Raw genomic sequence first — 23,761 nt, 5'->3', positions numbered from 1 at the left:
AAACGCGTCGAAATATGATATATTAAATTTTGTACATATTGCTTATACTATAGAACAAAACATTCATCAAAACTTTATCCTCAGCCACGGTAAGCCCTGTTAAGCGCGCTTTACCAATACAAAAAAGCAAAAGTATCAGTGAGACTTAATCGGGCTCTTATGAATTTAAAATTCATCGGTGTAGGATAAATTAAAAATACATAATAGTAGGAGTGTTTATTGAATGAAGAAAGCTATGCTTGCCTTAGCCGCAACAAGTGTAATCGCATTATCAGCATGTGGAACATCATCATCAGACAAAATCGTTACATCTAAAGCTGGTGACATTACAAAAGAAGAATTCTACGATCAAATGAAGACACAAGCTGGTAAACAAGTACTAAACAACATGGTTATGGAAAAAGTTCTTATTAAAAACTACAAAGTTGAAGACAAAGATGTAGACAAAAAGTTCGATGAAATGAAAAAACAATACGGTGATCAATTCGATACACTAATGAAACAACAAGGTATTAAAGAAGAAACTATCAAAAATAGTGTGCGTGCTCAATTAGCTCAAGAAAAAGCGGTTGAACAATCGATTACTGATAAAGATGTAAAAGCAAAATTCGAGGATTATAAAAAAGAAATTAAAGCAAGTCATATCCTTGTAAAAGATGAAGAAACTGCTAAAAAAGTGAAAGATGAACTTGCTCAAGGTAAATCTTTCGAAGAATTAGCAAAACAATACTCTGAAGATACAGGTTCAAAAGAAAAAGGTGGCGACTTAGGATTCTTCGGACCAGGGAAAATGGTAAAAGAATTTGAAGAAGCAGCTCAAAAGTTGAAAAAAGATGAAGTAAGCGAACCTGTAAAAACACAATTCGGTTACCATATTATTAAAGTAACTGATAATCACGCAGATGCAACTTTCGATAAATCAAAAGCTGATATTAAAAAATCACTAGCTCAAGAAAAAACGCAAGATGCTCAATTTATGAATGACTTAATGATGAAAGAAATCAAAAAAGCTGACGTAAAAGTTGACGATAAAGATTTAAAAGATCTTTTCAAAGAGCAAAAAGCTGACGATAAAAAAGAAGAAAAGAAATAATGAAGTAAAAAGCTTGGGCTTCGGCCCGAGCTTTTTTTATACCCTCTTCTTCCGATAGTTATATCCAGATTCGGTAAATGAAATTATATCGGCGATTTTTCAAATATATCGACTTACCGACAAAAAACGACAACAAGTGTGACTCCCTCTTAAAAACACAAAAAAACCTTGATCCACGCTACACGGAACCAAGGTTTATCTTATTATCATTGATTAAATTCAAAAACTATGTTAAATTAGTACAGAAACACGTTTTAAAAAACATAAAGAACGTATTTATCCGTATCTTAATTGTACAACAAAATCTTTCTTCAGTCAACCTCTATTTTTCACTTTTAAAGGAGTGCTTACGTATGAACAAAAAACTTGATCTAGAGCAAAAACGATTGGATACCGTAATCGAAACTATTACGCAGCAAATTGATAAGCTGGAAAACGAAACTGGTAGACGCCGGGCAGAAGTAATCAACATCCGTAAACACTTCTGGGATGACGTTAAAGTGAATACAGATACTTTTGATGATTACCTTGAAACAGTTATCAACTTAAGACAACAAGCTCAATCACTAGCTGTTACACAAATCACCCATAAACACAAATTTAATCGACTTGCCGCGCTGCGACGTATGCAAAAAGCACCTTACTTCGGACGCATCGATTTCACTGAAGAAGGCGAACCTGCCGCAGAACAAATCTATATCGGTGTTTCTACCCTTACTGATGCAAGCGGAGAAAACTTTCTTATTTATGACTGGCGCGCCCCAATTTCAAGTGTTTATTACGACTACCCACCAGGACCAGCTGAGTACAACACACCAGGCGGCGTAATTCGCGGTAATGTGGAGAAAAAATTACAATACATTATTCAAAATGGCGAGATTGATTCCATGTTCGATACGAGCCTCACAATTGGTGATGAAATTCTGCAACAAGCACTCGGAAAAGGTACGAACAAACATATGCAAAGTATCGTCGCTACGATTCAGCGTGAGCAAAATGAAATTATCCGTCACGATGAAGGCCGACTCCTTATCGTTCAAGGAGCTGCTGGTAGTGGTAAAACATCAGCTGCCCTGCAGCGAATTGCCTACTTACTATATAAATATCGCGAATGGCTAAAAGCGGATCAAATTATTCTCTTCTCACCTAACTCTATGTTCAATAGCTACGTATCTAACGTACTACCTGAACTCGGTGAAGAAAATATGCAGCAAGTAACATTCCAAGAATATTTAAACCATAGACTAAGTAAGTCATTTGATGTTGAAGACCCTTATGAGCAATTGGAATATATGTTAACTGAAACAAATAGCCCTACCTATAAAACGAGAAATGCGAGCATCCGATTTAAAGCATCCACTCAATTTTTCGAGATGATTAGAGCGTACAGACAAACTCTTGAATCTTCAGGCATGCTATTTAGAGGAATGAAATTTAGAGGAAAACTGATCGTCTCTGCAAAAGAGATTACAGAGCAATTTTATAATACTGACTCCTCCCTCCGCTTCCATAGTCGAATTGAAAAGTTAACGGATTGGCTAAATAAACAAATAGATGCAATCGAAAAAGCAGAACTGAAAAAGCCTTGGGTAGAAGAAGAAATTGAATTACTTAGTAAAGATGAATATCAAAAGGCTTATAAATATTTACAGAAAAAAGGCGAGTTTGACGACAACTCTTTTAATGACTATGAGAAAGAAACGAAAGTCCTGGGACGTATGATTGTCCGTAAAAAATTGAAGCCACTTCGTAAAGGCGTTCAAACACTGCGCTTCATCAATTTCACAGGAATCTATAAACAACTCTTCACAGACGCATCGTGGGTTACTGGAGAAAAACCGAAAGAATGGGATGACATTTACTCTTTAACGGTAAACATGCTTGATGAAGGAAAGCTATATTACGAGGATGCGACTCCATTTTTACTTTTAAAAGAATTAATCGAAGGCTTCCAAACGAATAGATCGATTAAACACGTACTCGTAGATGAAGCGCAAGATTATTCTTCGTTTCAGTTCGAGTTTTTAAAACGTCTCTTCCCTGCTGCAAGAATGACGGTACTCGGAGACTTTAACCAAGCGATATTTGCCCATGCGAGTGAGGCAGTGAATTTCAATACACTTACTAGCTTATACGGACCAGATGAAACGAACGGTATTAACTTAACTCGTAGCTACCGCTCAACAAAACCGATTATTGAATTTACACGTGCTCTCGTACCGGAAGGGAAGAACATTCACGCCTTTGAACGCGATGGCGAGAAACCTACAGTAACGAAAATAGCTGATTACAGCGAACTGCACGAGCATATTACTACAAAAGTTACCGAACTACAAAAACAAAATCACAATACAATCGCGATTATATGTAAATCCGCAACTGAAAGCGCCGCTGCATACGAAGCACTCCGTCATATCGAGAATATTAAACTCGTGAAGAGTAACTCAGCCGAGTATGAGCAAGGCATTGTTGTGATACCTGCTTACTTAGCAAAAGGTATCGAATTTGACGCTGTTATTATTTACGATGCTTCTAAAGATGTGTACAGCGATGAGAGCGTTCGTAGATTGTTCTACACTGCTTGTACGCGAGCGATGCATGAATTGCACCTTTATAGCGTTGGCGAGGTTAGTCCTTTTGTGCTTGGGGCTGATTCGGATAGTTTTGAGCTTATAACAAAAACACCTTGATGATTCAAGGTGTTTTTCTCATTCTAATTGAAATATCCTTACGCCTATACACACTCAGCACGATCCCCATTATAAGCGCATGAAATACAGTTGGCGTTAATCCGTAGCTAATAAAAGGTAAGGATATAGCAGCATGCGGCAATAATCCTAGTATCATTCCAACATTATAAATGAATTGGAATACAAAAAGAGTCACTCCACCAGCGAGCAGCAATTTACCATACCGATCATTTATTTTATAAGATATGACTATTAATCTTGCTACAAAAAGAGAAAGCACGAAGATAAGAACTAGCGCAAGCCAATACCCATAATAGTAAGTCAAACTTGCAAATACAAAATCAGTATCCGCAGCAGGAATGAATTTTGTATCTCCAGATGTACCAAACCAACCAGCCGACGACATTACCTCTTTTAAACGTATATACATAAATCCTGCACCACCTGCATCACTCTCCGGATTTAAATACCCTAAAATTCTATCTAAGTGATATCCTGAAGACCAGGATACCGATGCCCTGATAATAAATAAACAAATGGGTACAATCGTAATAATCAACGCCGTTTTCTTTCCTAACTTACTCCACCAAAGCATAACGAATACCATTGTCATATAAACAAAAATTGACGAAAGGGTTGATACAATCAAAAATAAATACAAAGAAAATAAATATAAAACCACAAGATGCATAACCTTTAACCTACTATTATTGAAAAAAGACGCCCACGCTAGAAAAAAGAACGGTACTGCTATTAAACAATCAATTTCAATAGGACCGATTTTTATTAACGGTTCTCCAGTCAACGAAGCGTTCGGAAAACAGTATAGCATTAACAGAATGAGTACCCCGATTGTGTAAAACAACCCTCCCATTCTCTCTAATTTCCGATAATCAATCAGTATCATCCCAAAAGCTGTTACAACACCGAGAATAACAAATATCACCTTATTCATTATTACATCATTCGTATATCCAAAAGCTATAACTGGCAAAAATCCTAGCCCCATCGCAGCCACTAATAAACCAATTAAGAACCAATCAACCTTTGGCTTATGTAGTTTATTAAGTTCCTGGCCAAGCTTAATTGGACTTCCCATTTGTTCAACAGCCTTATCTTCAGCAACTTCCTCACTTAAGCCTTTCTCTATCCACATATTCTTCGTCTGTTTCAAGTGAAAGTCTAGTTCTGTTGCCACCAAGTCCTTTGCTTCTTTTGATTTAATATGGTTCGTAACTTCTTTTAAAAAACGCTCCCCTTTTTTGCTCAATTTTTTCTCACTCCTGTACTAATCCTTTTAATATAAATCGTGCCTTCGTAGCATTCTTCTCTGCCTTTCGCAGCATTTTATTTCCTTTATCATTTAATTGATAATATTTAGCTCCCGCGTGATCCCAGCTAGATTGGATAAAGCGATTTTGTTCTAGACGATGTAATAAAGTGTATAGAGACCCTTCACCACCTTCGAATTTTTGAATCCCTCTCCCTCTTAGCAACTGCATCAATTCATAACCCGTTTTTTCATTCATAAGAAGTTGTAACACTGCTAAAAGGATATCTTCTTCCTTTTCGGACGATTGCTTAATTTTTTCTCGCACCTGCTTCTGGTGCTGATCAGAAAAACTCAAATGTTTAAACGTTGTGTTCTCCATTGATTTTCGCAAGCCTTTTAATCGATCTTCCATTTGATTATTCCTCCAATCCTTTCTTCAAAAGCTCCTTCGCTTTTTTCAGTCTCGTTTTTATCGTGTTTTCCTTTACTTCTATTACTGTAGCAATCTCTTTAATTGATAATTCTTCATAATAAAATAGATAAATGACTTCTCGATATTTTATCGGTAAACTCATTACCGCAGAAGCCAACCTACTATCCTCCGCATTTTGAATGACAGTTTGTTCGACACTATCATTTTGAATCCCAATATACGCAAATTCATCCTCTGTAACGATTACCTTTTTGTTATACCAACTTTTTATATAGTCCTTACATTGATTAATCGCAATTCTCCATAACCACGTTTTCACATTCGATTTCCCTTTATATGTATGAAGAGATTTATAACATTTTACAAATATATCTTGCGTTACATCCTCCGCAATCTCTTTATTATTCACATATGAATACACAAGCTGCAGGACTTCTTGCCCATACTTGTTCATTATTTCGTCGATAAGTTCCTCCTTATCTTCTATTTCAAACGCTTCTATCGTTAATTCATCCACATCATTTCCTCCTTCCCATATATTAGACGACGCACTGTATGGAAAAGTTTTATAAATACATAAAAAAATACGGATGGTAATGTCCATACCGTTTTTTTATGAATATTTATTTACTTCTTGTCCCCTGACACTAATGCTCTGCTTAAAACTAGGAATTTTCATCCATATATCTTGTTCCCTATTTTAAAACATAATACAATGAATACGTAACTTAATAAGCTATAACTAGTAGGTGTGGTAATCATCTCTTCCATTTTGAAAAAAGGGGGAGGTGATAATATGATCGCGATGTTTGTAATTAAATTAGTGTATGGTATCCTAACCGGAGCTGGCGTTGTCATCGGTAGAAGATACTTCGGTCCATGGCTAATTTCTGTATACAAAAAAGCGAGAACCACCCTGCTTCGTGGAAAAGGTAAGGGCGGTTCTCGGCTAAAACGTTAATGTAATTGTCTTATAACCGCACCTACTACCACCACAATAGCAAGTTAGGTTACAAAGGCAGAAGTTTCTCAGGCTTCTGTCTTTTTTATTTTATGCAAAATTCACACTAAATACTCTATCATCATTGTAACACATTTTATTTATTTTTAGTCAAGAGAAAAAACCACCTAAAGGCTCCCCTTCAGGTGGTTCTCTATTTTATGCTAACGCAGCTGCCTGTTCTTGTTGTTCTAGACTTTTTCTAGTTCAGCTGTGCCGCTCTCATCATTTATAGCACCAATAAAAGACGGATTATGTACCCGTTTCATAACAGGATGAATAAACAAGGAACAACACCTATTACGAATATAAAAAATCCTCTCACTATATAGCACCTATGTTTTCAGCAATACTCTATTACCATCAAACTAAATTTGTATAATTTAAACTACAGAATAGCAAGCTAATTTTCAAATATCTTCTTGCGCATTATCCTGAATTTATTATCTATTTGTATCATGCTTATAAATAAAAGATATCCTACCGACGCACCGAGCATATTTATAGCAATCCGCCACACATCAAAAACATCAGACAAAGTTAGTAAATGTAATATCTCCCAAACAAGAAAGGTCATAACATACCACTTACGAGCTTTCTTATAGTTAGTCACTTTATTAATCAGCACTGGAACGAAAAATCCGAATGGAACTACTAATATTATATGTTGTAAAACGCTTAACCAATAAGTTGAGTTTCCCCAAGGACCTGGATGTGCAATAAAATCTTTAACTTGCCAAAGTGTTATTCCAAAAAGTTGTAATAACGTTTCTAAATCAGATATATGTAAAAATTGCTGCCAAAATTCAATGGGATGATAGACAGTCCCACCACCTGTCAAACTGCGAACAGAGTCAAATGTAGAAGTTGAAATAAACGTTCCTAAAAAGACAATAAAACAAATGATTATATAAGGAATACATAAAATTTTTGATAATACCTTTAATGGCCTAGGAACTTCGTATACCGATTTATTAATCTCTACGCCAATAAATTTTGATTCTCCAAAACTTTGAATTGCTTTATAAATCGCTTCTTTTTCATTCATACCTTGTTCCATATATTCTTCTTTCAAGCTGTTCAAGTGATCATACATTTCTAGAAATAACTCATCCTGTTCAATATCACTAAGTTCTGAATAGGCTAAAATAGACTTAATATACTCATCAAATTCACTCATAAATAACTCCTTTCTGACAAGCTTGAATTAATGCTGTTACACTCTCCCAAGAGTTCACTTTCTTCTGCAATTCTTTTTTCCCTTTATCTGTAATAGTATAGAATTTCCTTTTCATCCCATTCTCAGATTCATTCCAATAAGATTCAAGAAACTCCTTTTTCTCTAATCGCTTTAAAGCAGGATACAAAGTTCCCTGTCCCATACTATACAAATCTTCACTTGCATCCTTTAAACTTTGAGCTATTTCGTAGCCGTATGTATCACGTTTTGCAATGATAGAAAGTAATAAAATATCTATACTTCCCTTCAAGATTTCTTTGTCCAACAATACCACCACCTTATATACATAGTATAACAACATATGTCGTTATACAACATAGTTAGAAAAATAACCCATAAAAAAACCACCTAAAGGCTCCCCTTCAGGTGGTTCTCTATTTTATGCTAACGCAGCTGCCTGTTCTTGTTGATCTACAGGAATTACAGCGTCTGTTAATGCTTTTTCTAGTTCAGCTGTATATTTCATTTGTTCTTCTTTGCTCCAGCCTAGTTTCGCAGCCATGTAGTTGATTACTGCTTCTTTCCACTCATATACCCAGTGGATGTTGAAGAATACAGCGCCTCTGCGGCGTACGAAGAAGTCAACTGGTTTTGCTGTCATTTCGTAATCCATTGCGTATACAAGTGGGATTAGAACGTCAAGCGGCATGTTGTATTCTTTCGCTTCGTCTTTATGTTTTTTCGCTAAGCCAAATAGTACATCAACGTTAGAACCATAGAATTTTGCGAATTCTTCTGCTTGTGCTTTCGTTAAACCAGATTTCGTACCTTCGTCTGCTTTTTTCGCAACGAATGCCGGGAATCCGTGTGAACCATCTACATGTCCACCAGAGATCGGCATATGTTTCGTATCACTCTTCGGATATGCACTATGACCTTCTTTTTGTAGTAAGTTCGTTACGTAATCTACTACCATTTCAGCCATTTTGCGGTATCCTGTTAATTTACCACCTGCGATTGTAATTAAACCAGATTCAGAAGTCCAAATTTCATCTTTACGAGAAATTTCAGATGCATTCTTACCTTCTTCATAAATTAACGGACGTACACCAGCCCAGCTTGATTCAATGTCTTTCTCTGTAATTTTCACGCTTGGGAACATGTAGTTAATCGCATTAATGATGTATGTGCGATCTTCTGTTGTCATTTGTGGTACAGCTGCGTCTTTATCATAGAACGTATCTGTTGTACCTACGTATGTTTTTCCTCCGCGAGGAATCGCGAACACCATACGTTTATCTGGTGTATCGAAGTAAATTGCTTGCCCAAGTGGGAAACGTTTTTGATCAATTACTAAGTGAACACCTTTTGATAACTGAAGTACTTTTCCTTTTTTCGAGTTATCTTTTTCACGAAGTGTATCTACCCAAGGACCAGCTGCGTTTACAATTTTCTTACCGTAAACTTCATATACTTCACCGTCTAGTAAATCGATTACACGTACACCGCATACTTTTCCATCTTTATATAAGAAACTGTCTACTTTTGCGTAGTTAACAGCTTTCGCACCATGCTCAATTGCTTCTTTCATTACTTCAATTGTAAGACGCGCATCGTCTGTACGATATTCTACGTAGTAACCGCCGCCTTTTAATCCTTCTTTTTTTACAAGAGGCTCTTTGTTTAGCGTTTCTTCACGGTTAAACATCTTTCTGCGCTCGCTTCGTTTTACACCTGCTAAGAAGTCGTATACACGAAGACCAATTGATGTACTAAATGATCCGAACGTACCGCCTGTATGGAACGGAAGTAACATCCACTCTGGTGTTGTTACATGGGGACCGTTCTCATATACGATCGCACGCTCTTTACCCACCTCTGCTACCATTTTCACTTCAAGTTGTTTTAAATAACGTAGACCACCGTGTACAAGCTTCGTTGAACGACTTGATGTACCTGCTGCAAAGTCCTGCATTTCAAACACAATTGTTGATAACCCGCGTGTTGCTCCATCTAATGCAATACCAGAACCAGTAATACCTCCACCAATTACGATCACATCTAACTCTTGTTTATTTACTCCGTTTAATACGTCTTTACGTTGTTTACTTGAAAATTTCATGGTAATTCCTCCCTTTGATAACGAAAAAAGAGACCACAAACTCCGCTATAGATTTCGCCTCTATAGCGCGTTGTGGTCTCTCCAAATCTCCTACCGAATTATTAACTTGTCACCATTATAACACTGTTTATGATTATTTGAAAGCTTTTGTTGCTTCAATTGCTTTTTTCCATCCAGCATATAGCTCTTCGCTTGTTTCCGCTTCCATCGTTGGTTCAAAGCGTTTGTCCATATGCCACTGTGATTTAATTTCATCTTGGTTTTTCCAATATCCAACCGCAAGACCAGCTAAGTATGCTGCACCTAGAGCCGTTGTTTCGTTAATCACTGGACGCTCTACAGGAACATCTAAAATATCACTTTGGAACTTCATTAAGAAGTTATTTTTAACTGCTCCGCCATCAACGCGTAATGTTTTCAGTTCAATACCTGAATCTGCTTCCATTGCGCATAATACATCTTTCGTTTGGTAAGCTAAAGATTCTAGCGTTGCACGAATGAAGTGCTCTTTCGTCGTACCGCGTGTTACACCAAACATAGCGCCGCGTACTTCACTATCCCAATAAGGTGTTCCTAGTCCAACGAATGCTGGTACAACGTATACACCATCAGTTGATTCAACGCGACTCGCATACACTTCACTCTCACTTGCATCTTTAAACATGCGCATTCCGTCACGTAACCACTGAATTGCAGAACCTGCTACGAAAATACTTCCTTCTAATGCGTAGTTTACTTTACCATCTATTCCCCATGCAATTGTTGTTAATAGACCGTGCTCAGAAGCTACTGCTTTTTCACCTGTGTTCATTAACATGAAGCAACCAGTTCCGTAAGTATTTTTCGCCATACCTTCACCGAAACAAGCTTGTCCAAATAATGCTGCTTGTTGGTCACCAGCTACACCTGCAATCGGTACATTTTGGCCGAAGAAGTGGTAATCAATTGTTTCTCCGTAAATTTCAGATGATGGACGTACTTCTGGAAGCATGCTCTTTGGTACTGTTAACATTTCTAGAAGCTCATCATCCCACTGTAAGTCGTGAATATTAAACATTAACGTACGTGATGCGTTTGAATAATCTGTTACGTGTGCTTTACCACCAGATAGTTTCCATACAAGCCACGAATCAATTGTTCCGAATAATAGATCACCGTTTTCTGCTTTCTCTCTTGCACCTTCAACGTTATCTAAAATCCATTTTACTTTCGTACCAGAGAAGTATGCATCAATTAAAAGACCTGTTTTTTCGCGAACCATTTCGCTATAACCTTTTTCTTTTAACTCATCACAAATTTCAGCTGTTTGGCGAGATTGCCATACAATTGCGTTGTAAATTGGTTTACTAGTTGTTTTATCCCAGACAACCGTTGTTTCACGTTGGTTCGTAATACCGATACCTGCGATTTGTTCTGGTTTTACATCTGCTTCGCTTAAGCAAGTTGCGATAACTGCTAAAATAGATCCCCAAATTTCTTGTGCATTATGCTCTACCCAGCCCGGCTTTGGAAAATGTTGTGTAAACTCTTTTTGAGCTGAATGAACAATTTCACCTTTTTTATTGAAAAGAATTGCGCGTGAGCTTGTTGTTCCTTGGTCTAATGAAAGAATATATTTTTTCATATCGGTTTCCCCCTTATGCTACTTTTCTACTATTTGTATTGCTTCCGCTTTTTTTACTTGTCATATAAGAGATTGCTAGTACAATCACAGTTGCGATAATCACATAAATAAGTGCTGAATTTTGCTTTCCTTCAAATACAACTTGATGGAATAAACCTGCAAGTGATCCACCTAAAATTGGACCTACTACTGGAATCCATGCATACTTCCAGTTTGAACCGCCTTTTCCTGCAATCGGAAGGAAGAAGTGTGCGATACGCGGACCTAAATCACGTGCTGGGTTAATTGCGTATCCTGTTGTCCCACCTAATGATAAACCAATACTTACAATTAAGAAACCTACGATAAATGGATTTAATCCATCTGCAAATTTATTTGCACCAATTGCTAATATACCAAATACTAAAACGAATGTTCCAATCATTTCACTTAAAAGGTTTGCAAATGTGTTCGGAATTGCTGGACCTGTTGCAAATACACCTAACTTTGTTCCTGGATCTTCTGTTTCTTTCCAGTGTGGTAAGTAATGTAAATATACGATAACTGCCCCGATAATTGCCCCAATCATTTGTGCTACGATATAACCTGGTACGTCACTCCATGGGAACGCTCCCTTAAATGCTAGTCCTATCGTTAAAGCTGGATTCAAATGTGCCCCACTAATTGATCCAACCGCATACGCTGCAACCGCTACTGCTAAGCCCCAGCCCATTGTAATAACAATCCAACCTGAATCTTTCGCAAACGATTTCTTTAAACTTACACCAGCACAAACGCCGCCACCAAGTACGATTAACAACGCAGTCCCTATTAACTCTCCTAAAAATGCTGACATAGTATCCCTCCACAATCAATTTAAACGCTTCCAAATGTGATAGAGGTAAAATGAATGGCCATTCGTTTTTGTCAAAAGAAAAAGACCCACAGCTTTGCACGCTTCTATATAAATTTATATAGAAACAATGAAATGTGGATCTCTTCTTTTCTCCGTCACGTTTATTAACTTGTCTATAATGTTAACCTCTTATGAAAGCGGTGTCAACAGAATTTTTTCACATTTTCGTCACTTTTTTTGGTAATGTTTCCATAGTTCGCGTTTTGACGTCGTAATCGCTGTCGCACCAGCGTTTAAAGCTCTTTCCACATCTTCTACAGTACGAATAAAACCACCTGCTAAAATCGGTACACCAGTACGCTCTTTCACTTCAGCGATAATATCCGTCATTGCTCCTGGAAGCACCTCAATATAATCCGGTTTCGTCTTATCTAAAAGATTGCAGCTCTTCTCCATCGCACTCGAATCGATTAAAAAGATGCGTTGTATTGCCACAACACCTTTTTGCTTCGCCTTCATAATAACGCTCGCCTTTGTCGAAAGTAACCCGTACGGCCTAAACTCCTGACATAAATATTCCGTCGCATGCCCATCACTCTGCAAGCCATGAATTAAATCCACATGTAAAAACACCTTTTTACAATATTGCTTCGCAAGTGATATAACACTCTTCAATTGGCCGACATGAATATCTAAAATAACGATATATTCATACGAACTATGTAATAGCTTTTCCAAATCTTTAATTTGCCTCACTGCCGGCAAAATCTTCTGTTCATGAAATTCCATTCTCTATATCCCCTTCTTTATGTCATCCTATCCTTTATAGTACACAATTTAAGTGAAAAGAACAGCTAGTGTAGGGGATTTCTTTCAAATCTTTCCTCTATTTATATATTTTCTTCAACTTATCAGAACCTATACCACCTATAATCATGAATACAAGGGGCAAAAGATTCATTACATATGGCGCATCTGCTACAATTGCAATACTTGCTCCAGCAAATTTATTTAGCATCCATACAACGATTTTTGCAATAAGTAAAAATACCCCTATCATAAATAAACTATCAAAAAACACCTTCCATTTTGGATATGCCAATTTCTTACTATCTTCAATTACTTTCTGCGTCAATTCTTCATCACTCCTTAGCAGTTCATCAATCGTAATATCGAACAAATCACTTAAATGAATAATAATTTCAATGCTCGGATAGTTCTTTCCCGTCTCCCATTTCGAAACAGATTGCCTACTTACATGAATTTTTTCAGCCAAATCATTTTGCGACCAATTTCTTTTTTCCCTTTCTTCTTTTAAACGCTCACTAAAAATCATACTGTGTTTATCACCTCTCTATGCCCATTATGTTCAAATAAATGATGAAGAGTAAAGCTAGTTATCGTTGCATCGCCTGTGCAACTTATGCGTTACAGCTTATAATAGTGCTATTTTATATGTATCTTCCCTATACTATGCTCCAATAATAATTTCCCGAACAATAATACAAAGAGCGGATACTAATAAAGTGAAACTTTAATCAGCCCTCACCAATCGGGCTTTTACAGACAGCCCGGCAAATAGCGGGATAAAGACTAGATTAGGCATAAAAAATACGCCATCCCTTCTTATCAGTCTCCAGAAAGAATAACGCAAATTTTCATTTTTACTCATCATTTTTCGGACTATATGAAAACCCCGGATATTTCACAACAGGCCACTTCTCCTTACGTAGGGAATCCATTACTTGCGGGCCAACATGTATATTACTCTCCACTATTTCTTTAGGAGTCAGTGCCATCCATTGATTTAACGATACATCTTCAAAACGATTGCTTCTGAACATCTCTAAAAACCATAATGTTTCGGTACCTGTATTTTGAATATAATGCCCCGTCGCAAACGGTACATATCCGACATCACCAGCTCTATAATCAAATGTACGAGCGGTACCATTTCCAAGAAACACAGTCATTCTCGCTTCTCCTGTCAAATAATATTGCCATTCATCATTATTCGGGTGCCAATGAAGTTCTCTCATTCCACCAGGCTCAACCTCAACGAGCGCTGCTGCGATCGTTTTTGAAATAGGGAAATTTGTAGAATCTACAATTCGAACGCTACCACCAGGAGTCTTAATTGGCTTTTGTTTTAACAGTTCATGTTTAAATGTTAAAGGAACTTCCCCTTTCGGTGATTGAACTTCCTGACTTTCAAGCGAACCTGGCACCTCTCCTTGATAAATATAAACTTGACCTGAAGGGATAGAATGAAAAGCACTCTCAGGTACTCCAAAATTAGCCGACAACACTTCTTTTGGCGTATGCGCAAACCAATCAGAAATAGCTAAAGTAGATAAATCAGAAAAATGTCCATCATCGAAAACAAGTAGAAATTCACAATGTTCCAATCCTTGAATGGAATGCGGAATACCAGGCGGAAAATACCAAAGATCACCTGGTCCAACATCAGCAATAAAATTCCGTCCATTTTGATCAACAGCCGTTATGCGTGCCCGTCCTAAAAGCATATACGCCCATTCCGCTTCTTTATGCCAATGAAGTTCTCGTATTCCACCGGCCGTTAAGCTCATATTTACCCCAGCAATCGTCGTCGAAACTGGTAGTTCCCGAGCAGTAATCTCCCGAGACCACCCGCCGTGTTTCAAAATCATAGAAGTGTCCGAGAATGAAAACTTCAAGTTAGGAACTAATCCTGCATCCGTTATAGGTGGAACAAGCATATTCGGATTTTGAATATCTCGCATAACATTACGAGGTCCAGAATCAATTGCACCTGCTCCGTCGCTGCGGATTGGTTGCGGCACTTTCCCTCCCGCTTCATTAACAGTACGTTTCTTCATGATTACACCCCTTTTTCATCCGGTTATTAGGTGAAAATCCTCCACCATAGTGTATGAATTGGGCTTTAGATGGTTACAGTTACTATGGAGTTACATCAACTGCCTATCATTATCGTTTTGTTCATTTCTCAACTTATACTAGTATGGACAGCGTCTGGAAAGATAATGAAGAAATTAAATTAAAACTAATAAAAAACCCTGTAAAATTTATTACAGAGTTTTTCACCAATTATTTATTGTTTTACATATCGAATACGAACATTATCGTCCATATGATAAATTTGTAATGTGTTTCCATAACTAATTCCTAACTCTTCACTTGCACCAACTGCACCCACAAGTACCCCTTAAAATAATTTATTCTTAGTTGGTTTTACTACCGATACTCTTCGCTGCCTCTTCAAACAGTTTCGAACCTTCTTGTGCTTTACTTAATGATTGATGCATTTTACTCTCGTCTTCTTGGTCTAATGCATCAAAGAGAAGTTGGAAACAATCCGCATACAGTTCCATCGATTGCTTTATCTTCACTTGTTCTCCCTGTAATTCAGGAGGTGCTTGTAGATTCTTCAGTTTCGTTGCAGTTGCCTTTGCTCCACCTAAACTCAGTTGTACTTCACTTTTCTTTTGTTTGTATGATTTTACGTCTGAATCTGCTATTCCTTCAATTAATTTCATTGTATCTTCAATTTGAGTAGCACTATTTATGATATCTGCCTTGTACCTTTCAACATCTGAACCAGTTACCTTACCAGTTGAAGAACTAGAAGAAGTTGAATTATTTGAAGAAGAACTTGGTTGACTACTTGATGAACTACTATTTGTACCTTCACCTTTCGCTACAGATAAGCTATCCTCTTTCTTGCTATCAGTTGACTTACTCTCTTTTTCAGAAGTCTTATTCTCTTTCTCTACCTTTTGCGTTTCTTCTTTCTTTGGCTCAGCTTTCTTACCATCAGTTTCAATTGTAATACAACCACTCAATAACATAACTGGTAACGCTAAACTTACTAATTTCTTTGCTTTCATGATTACTAATACCCCTTTATTTGTAAAATGTAGTGCAAACAAGTTAATATACTTAACTAATAAATTTCCCCCGAATAATTTATTAAAATCTACTATCCATAGATTTCCTGTATATTCATAATCTTTCCATATATATCATTTTACAAAGAATTACATATTTGGTCAAAGGGATTTATGTAGTCCTTAAAAGAAAATTTTAATCACAAAGAAAAGAAGCTAACAATAAATTGTTAACTTCTCGGCTTAAGGAAAAAATACTATCTTTCCTTATCTTCTAATATCTAGGTTGTGATTGAATATTTGTAAGATGAACATCATACATATCAATGATTTCAAGAAATCTATCAGCTTCACGGAAAACATGGTCTGCCAATAATGGATGAATGATGCTCTTTATTTTACATTGCTCAATTAAATCACGTGCTGTTTTCTTAAAATCCCGAAGAGATGCAACTGACACGCGATTTTGATCTAAAAATTGATCTAAAAGAGGAGCTGTTTGGGATTGTGGTTTCATAGATTCTAAGTCAATTGCTTGATACATCAATTCATCAAAATCATTGCTAAAATTCCGTGCTGTATCTACAAGCTTTCTTTCCGATGGATCAAGAAGATGGCCAATAAATTTAGCATGGTCTGCCATAATCCTTAAAAAGAAAACATTTTCTTTAATAATAGCATCAGGAAGAGCATCTAATTTACCTTCATTTAATTGTATTAAACGTTTTCTAAAATAATCCGCTTCCCTACTTGTATGGTCAACTAAAAGTGGAAAGTTATTTTGTCCTGGCAATTTACATGTGAGAATTAATCCTAAAATTTTTCGTTTAAATCCCCAAATATTAGTTGCGGCTTGTTGTACTTCTGCATTAAATCTTTTTATTTGCTCAGGATCTGTTTCATTTGTATAGGAATGCGCTATTTGTTCAATATGTTCAAACAATCGATAAAATTGATTCGCCTCTTCGATTAGTTGAGTATCCTCGCATCTAAATCCTAAACGTAGAAAAAAAGAATGCTCCTTCATGATTCTAGACCAAAAACGAATTTCATTTAATGAACGCTCAACAAACATTACAGATGTAACACCTGTATCCGGATGTAATGAAGTTTCATCCCTATGCATTGTTAATCCCCCCCAGTAAAATCCCCGCTAGTTCCATTCTTATGAAGAAAAATATATATAAATGCCATCAATAAAAGTTTATGATGACTCTCTTATACATGTAAAATTAAACTAATATAACCTTAGCTTGATGAACATATACTGCTCCCCAGAAGAAAAAAAGCTACCACCTAGATGTAAAATCCTACTAGGTGGTAGCCTTTCAAAATTTCTATTAAAGCAATACCGAATCTTTATCACTATCCTGATTACGTTTCTCACGTTCTTCTTCTAAACGCTTCATATATACTTCGCCTTCTTTTTCAATAAACTCATTATCCATATCTTGCTCTTTTTTCGAAGTATATAAAACCATGTAGCCACTTAGTACAATCCCGACAATTACAAGATACACCCACCATGGTAAAGTTTCCAAATCACTTCATTCCTTTCCTTAGACAAGCCTTATTAGTTTCACTTTATGAGGAAAGAAGTGGATTTATGCTTAAAATTTTTATTGTGGATGCTTCGCGAAAAATGCTTGTACATATTCCATAAACTCAATTGGTTCCTGACGAAACGGTGCGTGGTATCCTTTTTCAATAATATGAAACGTACTATTTGCAAATAGCCCATGATACAGTTCACCATTTTTCCAAGAAACACTTTTATCATGTCGTCCCCATATAATTAAAGTCGGTACCTTAATTTTATCAGCTTCCATCGCAATGCGGCGCTCTCTCATTTTCGTAAGCTGGTCATAATGCTCTTTATCATCACGACTATTTTTCACTTCATTTTTATTATACTTCGTAATCTCGGTTACAGTTTGTAAGTCCGTCGATAGCGGTGGTACTTCATAACTTTCTTTTTGCTGGAAAGACTCAATTCCTGTAGCATCCGCCAAGATGAGATGCGTTACTGCATCCGGATATAAATACGCTAAATTCAAGGACATCTCTCCGCCCATCGAATGGCCAAGCACCGCAAACTGATCGTATCCGAGCTTCTTCATTAACTTATAATATAAATTCACTTGCGCAGGAAACGAATACTGAAAATCAACCGGCTTCGAAGAACGTCCAAATCCTAAAATATCAACCGCGATAATCGTATGGTCCTTTACAAGTTCCGGATAAATATCACTAAACCCATCTGAAGAACCACCAAACCCGTGAAGCATAAGTAAAGGCGGCTTCCCCTCACCAATTTGCTTAAAGTAAATCGTCTGCCCATCAATTTGCGCCATACTCTCTTTCGTATGCAGCTTCATCATAACAGTATCTTTCACTTCTCCAACCTTCGCGATCGGCTTATCAACGAAGTTACATACGATTAACAAAACGAGCACAATACCGCTAATGAAATAAAATTTAAACCGTTTCAAAATTCCCGTCTCCTTTCTCAAGTTGCTATTTAAAGTTTTTACATTATTTGGTTGTTTTATGTTATCCTTTTAATTGTAACTAAAACAGTTACAATTATACTAAAAAAATATAACTCACTTCTATTACTAATGGTTATTCTGTAACTATTATAGTTACATATTTAAAGTAAGTCAATTCTTTTCTCTACATGGCCTGAAAATAGAAAAAGGGACTCCATGTTGAAGTCCCTTTCTTTGTTATTATAGTTGGCTTACTCCGCCGTCGCCCCTATTATCTGCTGGTGCTCCTCCTGTGTCGCCAATGTTAACGTAGTCTGGTCTTGCTGGTGCTCCTCCGTCACCAATATTAACTGCTTGCTGTGTAGTAGAAGAAAAATTAAGTCCCAATGAAAGAATCCCTACAAAAATTAATCCTTTTGCTATTACGCCTACTTTTTTCATTATTTCAACGCCCCTTTTTCTAAATGTTTTTTCTGTGCTTGATTATTTATATAAAAATATTTACTTGCCTTTACATGGTTTTCTTCTTTATAAAATTGCATAGCTAAAATCTCAGTATATTCTTGAATACAATCCAACAAACCTTCTTTCTCAAAATATAAAATCCCATTTAAAATAGTGGATTCTAATAATACACTAGACGTCTTTTGATTCATTTCCTTTAAAATTACAAAACGGTGCTGAAATTCTTTATTTTGTATCTTATTACATATATCTAATCCTTTTTCAATTAATTCAGCGGCAGTATCGATTTTTCCAATTTTGTAATATTCACGTGCTAATACAAACATTGCTTTGAAATGTTTGGGATTACTTTTTATTACTTCTACTAAATGTCGAATTGCTAAACTCGAAAGGTTTTGACTTGCATATAACCATGCTAAATTATGACGAACCATTGTAATAAATCTTTCATTATCTATCTTTTGAAATACATCTAATGCCAAATTCAACTTCTCTTCGGCTTGTTCATATTGCTTTAAATCAATACAAGCCATTGCAAAAATATTCTCACACAAAGCAATACAAACTTCATAGCCAGGATGTTTTTCATATTCATCTTTTGCTAAACGTATTTGATCAATCGCCATCAATGGTTTATACGTTTGATAAGACAAATATGCAAATCTATAATTGAATTCAGCATGTTCCAACGAAGATGTTATATATTTAATTAATTTCCCAGCCTCTTCAAAGTGATTTTGTGACTCAATGTAATTTGATATATACATTGCATGAATACCTTTAAATAAGTGATAATAATGTGTTAAAAGTGCGTCATCAGGAATTATAAAGGTATTAATTTCATCAAAACTATTCTCTGTAATACTCAAACTATCAATTAGCACATGATAACGGAATTTTAATAATGCGTGATAAAATGCCGCATACTGATCTTCTTTAATATAAATAACCTTGGACTCTATTTCCTCATTTAGTACTTTCGCTTTAACCACATCTTGTTTTAACATTGAATGATACCAATCATCCAATAAGTGTCTCATTTGCTCCCGCGTTACTACATCTGCTCCCATAAACTCGCATCCCCTTTTCTCCAAAATTATAAAATTAGGATTTTTATACAATTATCAAAATTGTATATTACCACTCCTTTTCTATGTATTGAAAAATAATTATCAGAAAATTAAATATTTTAATTAATTATACCAAACTTTTCCTTTTTAATAACTTGAGAAACAATTGTCAGAAAACTTAACAGGACAAATAAAAAAGCAAGCAGTTCCAGCACTCCGCTAAAACTACTTGCTCTCCTACTTACTATCTCTATTTTTACTCTTTAATGAATTCCTTCGTACTTCTCACTGTATCAATTGGACGAACTAATTTTTCAATTTCTTCACGTTTTGGCTCTAGGAATGGAGGTAAAGATAATTTTTCGCCAAGTGTTTCGTATGGCTCATCTCCCATAAACCCTGGGCCGTCTGTTGCAAATTCAAATAAGATTTGTGGTGCAACTCTTGCGTATAATGATTCAAAGAAATGACGGTCTACATAACCAGATGAAGGAAGTCCAACGCTACTGATTCTCTCAATCCATTCTTCTAATACAGCGCGATCTTCTACGCGGAATGCAGCATGGTGAACCGTACCAAAACCTTGTCGTGCTTCTGGAAGAACCGTATTATGTTCTACAACGACAGAAGCACCGTTTCCACCTTTATTTACTTCAAATAAATAGAATTCTCCTTCTTGCGCAACCTCTTTAAATAATAAAACTTTTTCTAGCACTTCTTTGAAGAAACTAAAGTTTGCAATACGGATAAATACAGGTCCTAAACCAGTGATTGCATATTCTAATGGTACTGGCCCGTTTTGCCAAGGTGTACCTGATTCGATTCCTTTATCAAGTTCATCTGAGATTAATTGATAGTGTTGGTCATCAAAGTCAACGAAAGAAAGAGTTTTCTTACCAAATTGCTCTTTAATTCCTGTATGTTCTACTTCAAGACGGTCAAAGCGTTTCACCCAATACTCTAATGCTGCATCAGTCGGAACACGGAATGAAGTTTTTGAAATTTCATTTGTACCGTGTACTCCTTTCGGAACACCTCGGAAGTCAAAGAATGTCATATCTGTTCCTGCACTACCTTTATCATCTGCAAAGAATAAATGATACGTTTGAATGTCATCTTGGTTTACTGTTTTCTTAACTAAACGCATTCCTAAAACGTGAGTGAAAAACTCATAGTTTTTTTCTGCACTACTTGTAATCGCTGTAACGTGGTGAATTCCTTTTAATTGGTTCATTTTATATTCCTCCAATATTTTTTAATTTATATTTTCTCTCCTATTACTTCTCTTCAATAGGTGCTAAATTCGCTTCAATCTCTGCACGCTGATCTTCTAAGAACGGTGGTAAATCAAGTTTTTCTCCTAAATGTTCCACATCTCCATCAACTGTAAATCCTGGTCCATCTGTCGCAATTTCAAAAAGGATTCCGTTTGATTCACGGAAATATAAGCTTTTAAAGTAGAAACGGTCGATGATTCCTGAAGACTGGAAGCCTCTTTGTTTCACCTGTTCTTCCCAATAGGCAAGCTCTGCATCGTTTTTCACGCGAATTGCTAAATGGTGAATGCTCCCTCGGCCCGGCTTTTCAGTAGGTCCATCTAAATATTTCACAACGATTTCTCCAAAATCCTCTCCTTTAATGGATTGAAAAATTGCTTCCTCTTCGCTACGGCTAACCGCTGTATAACCGAACATCTCTGTAAGTGTACTCGACATTTTATCAAGTCTACGAACTGTCATTTCCACAGAACCCATTCCTTGAATTTGATGCTTTGCAGGAACTTCTGATTTCTCCCAAGTTTCCCAGTGCTCTACTTTTTCTCCGTTTGAAACGAGTAGTACTAAGCGAAGACCTTCAGCATCCTCAAATTGTAAAGCAGGACGATTTGCATATGTTGTCATTTCACTATGTTTCACATCAAAATTCTCAAATCGTTCTTTCCAGTAATGTAAGCTTTCCTCTGAAGGAACGAGTAATCCAATTCGAGTAATCGCATTCGTACCGCGATATGTTCTTCCTACTAATGGAATTTCAAAAAATGATAATTCCGTACCTGGACTTCCTGTTTTATCTCCATAAAACAAGTGGTACATTGACGGATCATCTTGATTTACTGTCATTTTCACACGACGTAAGCCAAGCACGTTTTTATAAAAGTGATTATTTTCATTTGCATTTTTCGTAACCATTGAAATGTGATGATGCCCTTTAATTTTATACATTGGTTATTCCTCCGTTTCGTTTTACTAGTCAAGTGATAACTAAAAAAATAATATTTCCCACAACTAATATGGTTTTTAGCTTTTCAATTTATTCTTAATTATGTTTTTGTAAATTCATCTTAGTTTTTACTGTATAAGTTACTTTGTTTTTTAATCGAAAACAACTGAGTGTATGTTTTTCATATGACTCAATCGCTTTCGTTACTATCAATTTACACCTCAAGTGATTGAAAAGCAAGCGAAAAATCTCGAATTCAAGATTTTTTTGTTAAATAACATTTAGGGTGTAAAATCTGATTATTTACGTAATTGACATTCTATTAAAACGCTCATTTACAGAAGAACATTATTCAAGTGAAGCCCTCTATAATTCAATTATAACTCCTTGAAAGTTTATGATACTATCCTGATCACACTTTTTATATTTAATGTTTTAAGGAAAAAAGCTATACTATAAGCGAAACTAAAAATCAGAAAGGAAATACCATAACATGGAAAATTATATGCTATTTATCCTTACAGCACTCCTTATTATAATGATGCCTGGTCCCGGTTTTGCTTTAGTTACAAAAAACACTATCTCTCATGGTAGAAATGGTGGGATAAAGACCGTCTTAGGAACGGTATCTGGAATGATGATTCATACAATAATGGCTACACTAGGACTCTCTGCTATCTTAATGAAATTTGCTATGCTATTTACATTAATAAAATATGCTGGGGCATTTTATTTAATTTATTTAGCTGTAAAGTCAATTAAAAGTGCCTTTTCTAAAAAAGAAGATATGTCAAGTTCAGTGGAAATAAACTCTAAGGATATTGGAACGGTTAAAAGTTTTAGACAAGGATTTACCACGGCAATCTTAAACCCAAAAACGGCTGTATTTTTCCTTAGTTTTCTACCCCAATTTATTGTGAGTAATCAAAGTCATTTCTTCCAATTTCTTTTGTTGGGATTCACATTTACGACTTTGACAGCAATATGGTATTTACTTTATATCTCTCTAATACGTCAATTAAGAACTTTTTTAAGAAAAGAAAAGGTGAACCGTACAATAGAGGGTATTACTGGCACAGTATTATTAGTATTTGGAGTTAGGCTATTTTTCCAAAAATAAATATGTAATAGAGAGCGTTTAAAACTTTCGGTTTTTCCAATAAATGAATCAATATAAAAAGTATGGCTTTCAAACAGTAAAAAAGTGAACAAACGGGTGTGTTTGTGGAATAAGCTTCAATAAAATAACCAAACTTTTTATAAAGAAGTGAATCGATTATATTAAAATTGATATAAAGGCGTTATCCTTTCCTATGATTTCTCAGAAAGAATAACGCCTTTTTCTTTTTAGAGGGTATTTTGTCTAGTTAGCTT

At 36.0% G+C, this 23,761-nt stretch carries 23 protein-coding genes; 4 read left to right on the top strand and 19 right to left on the bottom strand.

All coding sequences use genetic code 11. The features are described 5' to 3' along the window. Positions 1–223: 223 nt before the first annotated feature. Both prsA and helD read left to right on the top strand, forming a co-directional pair. Complete coding sequence (gene prsA, locus CN409_RS10965; RefSeq protein WP_000710062.1) at positions 224–1,093, top strand: peptidylprolyl isomerase PrsA; 870 nt, start codon at positions 224–226, stop codon at positions 1,091–1,093. 353 nt (positions 1,094–1,446) lie between these two features. Beyond that, entirely contained in the window at positions 1,447–3,783 is a 2,337-nt protein-coding gene (gene helD, locus CN409_RS10960; protein ID WP_097981491.1) for an RNA polymerase recycling motor HelD, read from the top strand. Between the two features lie 4 nt (positions 3,784–3,787). Here helD and CN409_RS10955 read toward each other — a convergent pair whose 3' ends face one another. Genes CN409_RS10955 through CN409_RS10945 form a run of 3 tightly spaced genes read right to left on the bottom strand, consistent with a single transcriptional unit; the run spans position 3,788 to position 6,006 of the window. Beyond that, positions 3,788–5,053, bottom strand: a complete 1,266-nt coding sequence (locus tag CN409_RS10955; protein WP_063675075.1) for an FtsW/RodA/SpoVE family cell cycle protein — start codon at positions 5,051–5,053, stop codon at positions 3,788–3,790. Positions 5,054–5,060: 7 nt separating this feature from the next. Next, positions 5,061–5,468, bottom strand: coding sequence for a PadR family transcriptional regulator (locus CN409_RS10950; RefSeq protein WP_000390151.1), 408 nt, complete (start codon positions 5,466–5,468; stop codon positions 5,061–5,063). Between the two features lie 4 nt (positions 5,469–5,472). Continuing rightward, a complete protein-coding gene (locus tag CN409_RS10945; protein ID WP_000344008.1) occupies positions 5,473–6,006 on the bottom strand; it encodes a sigma-70 family RNA polymerase sigma factor in 534 nt (177 codons plus the stop codon). A 279-nt stretch (positions 6,007–6,285) separates the two neighbouring features. On the opposite strand from CN409_RS10945, the gene CN409_RS31790 reads away from it, so the two are divergent. Further along, positions 6,286–6,450, top strand: coding sequence for a hypothetical protein (locus CN409_RS31790; RefSeq protein WP_000561150.1), 165 nt, complete (start codon positions 6,286–6,288; stop codon positions 6,448–6,450). A 442-nt stretch (positions 6,451–6,892) separates the two neighbouring features. On the opposite strand, the gene CN409_RS10935 is transcribed toward CN409_RS31790, so the two are convergent. From CN409_RS10935 to CN409_RS10860, 16 genes are all read right to left on the bottom strand, one after another. After that, positions 6,893–7,669 (bottom strand): VanZ family protein, encoded by a 777-nt coding sequence (locus CN409_RS10935; protein WP_016097870.1) that lies wholly within the window; start codon positions 7,667–7,669, stop codon positions 6,893–6,895. Continuing rightward, entirely contained in the window at positions 7,662–7,994 is a 333-nt protein-coding gene (locus tag CN409_RS10930; protein ID WP_000356630.1) for a PadR family transcriptional regulator, read from the bottom strand. The genes CN409_RS10935 and CN409_RS10930 overlap by 8 nt, the downstream gene beginning before the upstream one ends. Before the next feature lie 114 nt (positions 7,995–8,108). Next, positions 8,109–9,791, bottom strand: coding sequence for an aerobic glycerol-3-phosphate dehydrogenase (glpD, locus tag CN409_RS10925; RefSeq protein ID WP_000672828.1), 1,683 nt, complete (start codon positions 9,789–9,791; stop codon positions 8,109–8,111). A 133-nt stretch (positions 9,792–9,924) separates the two neighbouring features. Then, on the bottom strand, positions 9,925–11,415 hold the full coding sequence (glpK, locus tag CN409_RS10920; RefSeq protein WP_000760013.1) for a glycerol kinase GlpK: 1,491 nt from the start codon (positions 11,413–11,415) through the stop codon (positions 9,925–9,927). Between the two features lie 13 nt (positions 11,416–11,428). After that, the gene (glpF, locus tag CN409_RS10915; protein WP_001272200.1) at positions 11,429–12,250 is read right to left on the bottom strand and encodes a glycerol uptake facilitator protein GlpF; all 822 of its coding nucleotides are present in this window, start codon (positions 12,248–12,250) and stop codon (positions 11,429–11,431) included. A 228-nt stretch (positions 12,251–12,478) separates the two neighbouring features. Further along, entirely contained in the window at positions 12,479–13,039 is a 561-nt protein-coding gene (gene glpP / locus CN409_RS10910; protein ID WP_000394286.1) for a glycerol uptake operon antiterminator GlpP, read from the bottom strand. Positions 13,040–13,136: 97 nt separating this feature from the next. Continuing rightward, on the bottom strand, positions 13,137–13,586 hold the full coding sequence (locus tag CN409_RS10905; RefSeq protein WP_000577641.1) for a helix-turn-helix domain-containing protein: 450 nt from the start codon (positions 13,584–13,586) through the stop codon (positions 13,137–13,139). 328 nt (positions 13,587–13,914) lie between these two features. Beyond that, positions 13,915–15,111 carry an oxalate decarboxylase family bicupin gene (locus CN409_RS10900; protein WP_000747506.1) on the bottom strand — a complete coding sequence of 399 codons (1,197 nt, stop codon included), beginning with the start codon at positions 15,109–15,111 and terminating at the stop codon, positions 13,915–13,917. Positions 15,112–15,474: 363 nt separating this feature from the next. Beyond that, positions 15,475–16,140 (bottom strand): DUF7018 domain-containing (lipo)protein, encoded by a 666-nt coding sequence (locus CN409_RS10895; RefSeq protein WP_000644836.1) that lies wholly within the window; start codon positions 16,138–16,140, stop codon positions 15,475–15,477. 274 nt (positions 16,141–16,414) lie between these two features. Beyond that, complete coding sequence (locus CN409_RS10890; RefSeq protein WP_000554479.1) at positions 16,415–17,266, bottom strand: DUF2935 domain-containing protein; 852 nt, start codon at positions 17,264–17,266, stop codon at positions 16,415–16,417. A 214-nt stretch (positions 17,267–17,480) separates the two neighbouring features. Next, positions 17,481–17,681 carry a sporulation YhaL family protein gene (locus tag CN409_RS10885; protein WP_000449223.1) on the bottom strand — a complete coding sequence of 67 codons (201 nt, stop codon included), beginning with the start codon at positions 17,679–17,681 and terminating at the stop codon, positions 17,481–17,483. Positions 17,682–17,759: 78 nt separating this feature from the next. Then, on the bottom strand, positions 17,760–18,632 hold the full coding sequence (locus CN409_RS10880; protein ID WP_017762879.1) for an alpha/beta fold hydrolase: 873 nt from the start codon (positions 18,630–18,632) through the stop codon (positions 17,760–17,762). Positions 18,633–18,872: 240 nt separating this feature from the next. Continuing rightward, a complete protein-coding gene (locus CN409_RS10875) occupies positions 18,873–19,073 on the bottom strand; it encodes a Phr family secreted Rap phosphatase inhibitor (protein ID WP_000755466.1) in 201 nt (66 codons plus the stop codon). Next, positions 19,073–20,167: a response regulator aspartate phosphatase gene (locus CN409_RS10870; protein WP_000500598.1), complete on the bottom strand. Its 1,095-nt coding sequence runs from the start codon at positions 20,165–20,167 to the stop codon at positions 19,073–19,075. The genes CN409_RS10875 and CN409_RS10870 overlap by 1 nt, the downstream gene beginning before the upstream one ends. A gap of 256 nt (positions 20,168–20,423) precedes the next feature. Beyond that, positions 20,424–21,401, bottom strand: a complete 978-nt coding sequence (locus tag CN409_RS10865; RefSeq protein ID WP_086390207.1) for a ring-cleaving dioxygenase — start codon at positions 21,399–21,401, stop codon at positions 20,424–20,426. Between the two features lie 43 nt (positions 21,402–21,444). Continuing rightward, complete coding sequence (locus CN409_RS10860; RefSeq protein WP_000276686.1) at positions 21,445–22,389, bottom strand: ring-cleaving dioxygenase; 945 nt, start codon at positions 22,387–22,389, stop codon at positions 21,445–21,447. Positions 22,390–22,880: 491 nt separating this feature from the next. On the opposite strand from CN409_RS10860, the gene CN409_RS10855 reads away from it, so the two are divergent. Beyond that, positions 22,881–23,507, top strand: a complete 627-nt coding sequence (locus CN409_RS10855) for a LysE family translocator (protein WP_000433010.1) — start codon at positions 22,881–22,883, stop codon at positions 23,505–23,507. Positions 23,508–23,761: the final 254 nt, after the last annotated feature.

This window comes from Bacillus sp. AFS012607 (genome assembly GCF_002558005.1).
Lineage (GTDB): Bacteria > Bacillota > Bacilli > Bacillales > Bacillaceae_G > Bacillus_A > Bacillus_A thuringiensis_S.
Note: the sequence above shows the minus strand (reverse complement) of the source record. Positions and strands in the feature narration are given on the sequence as shown.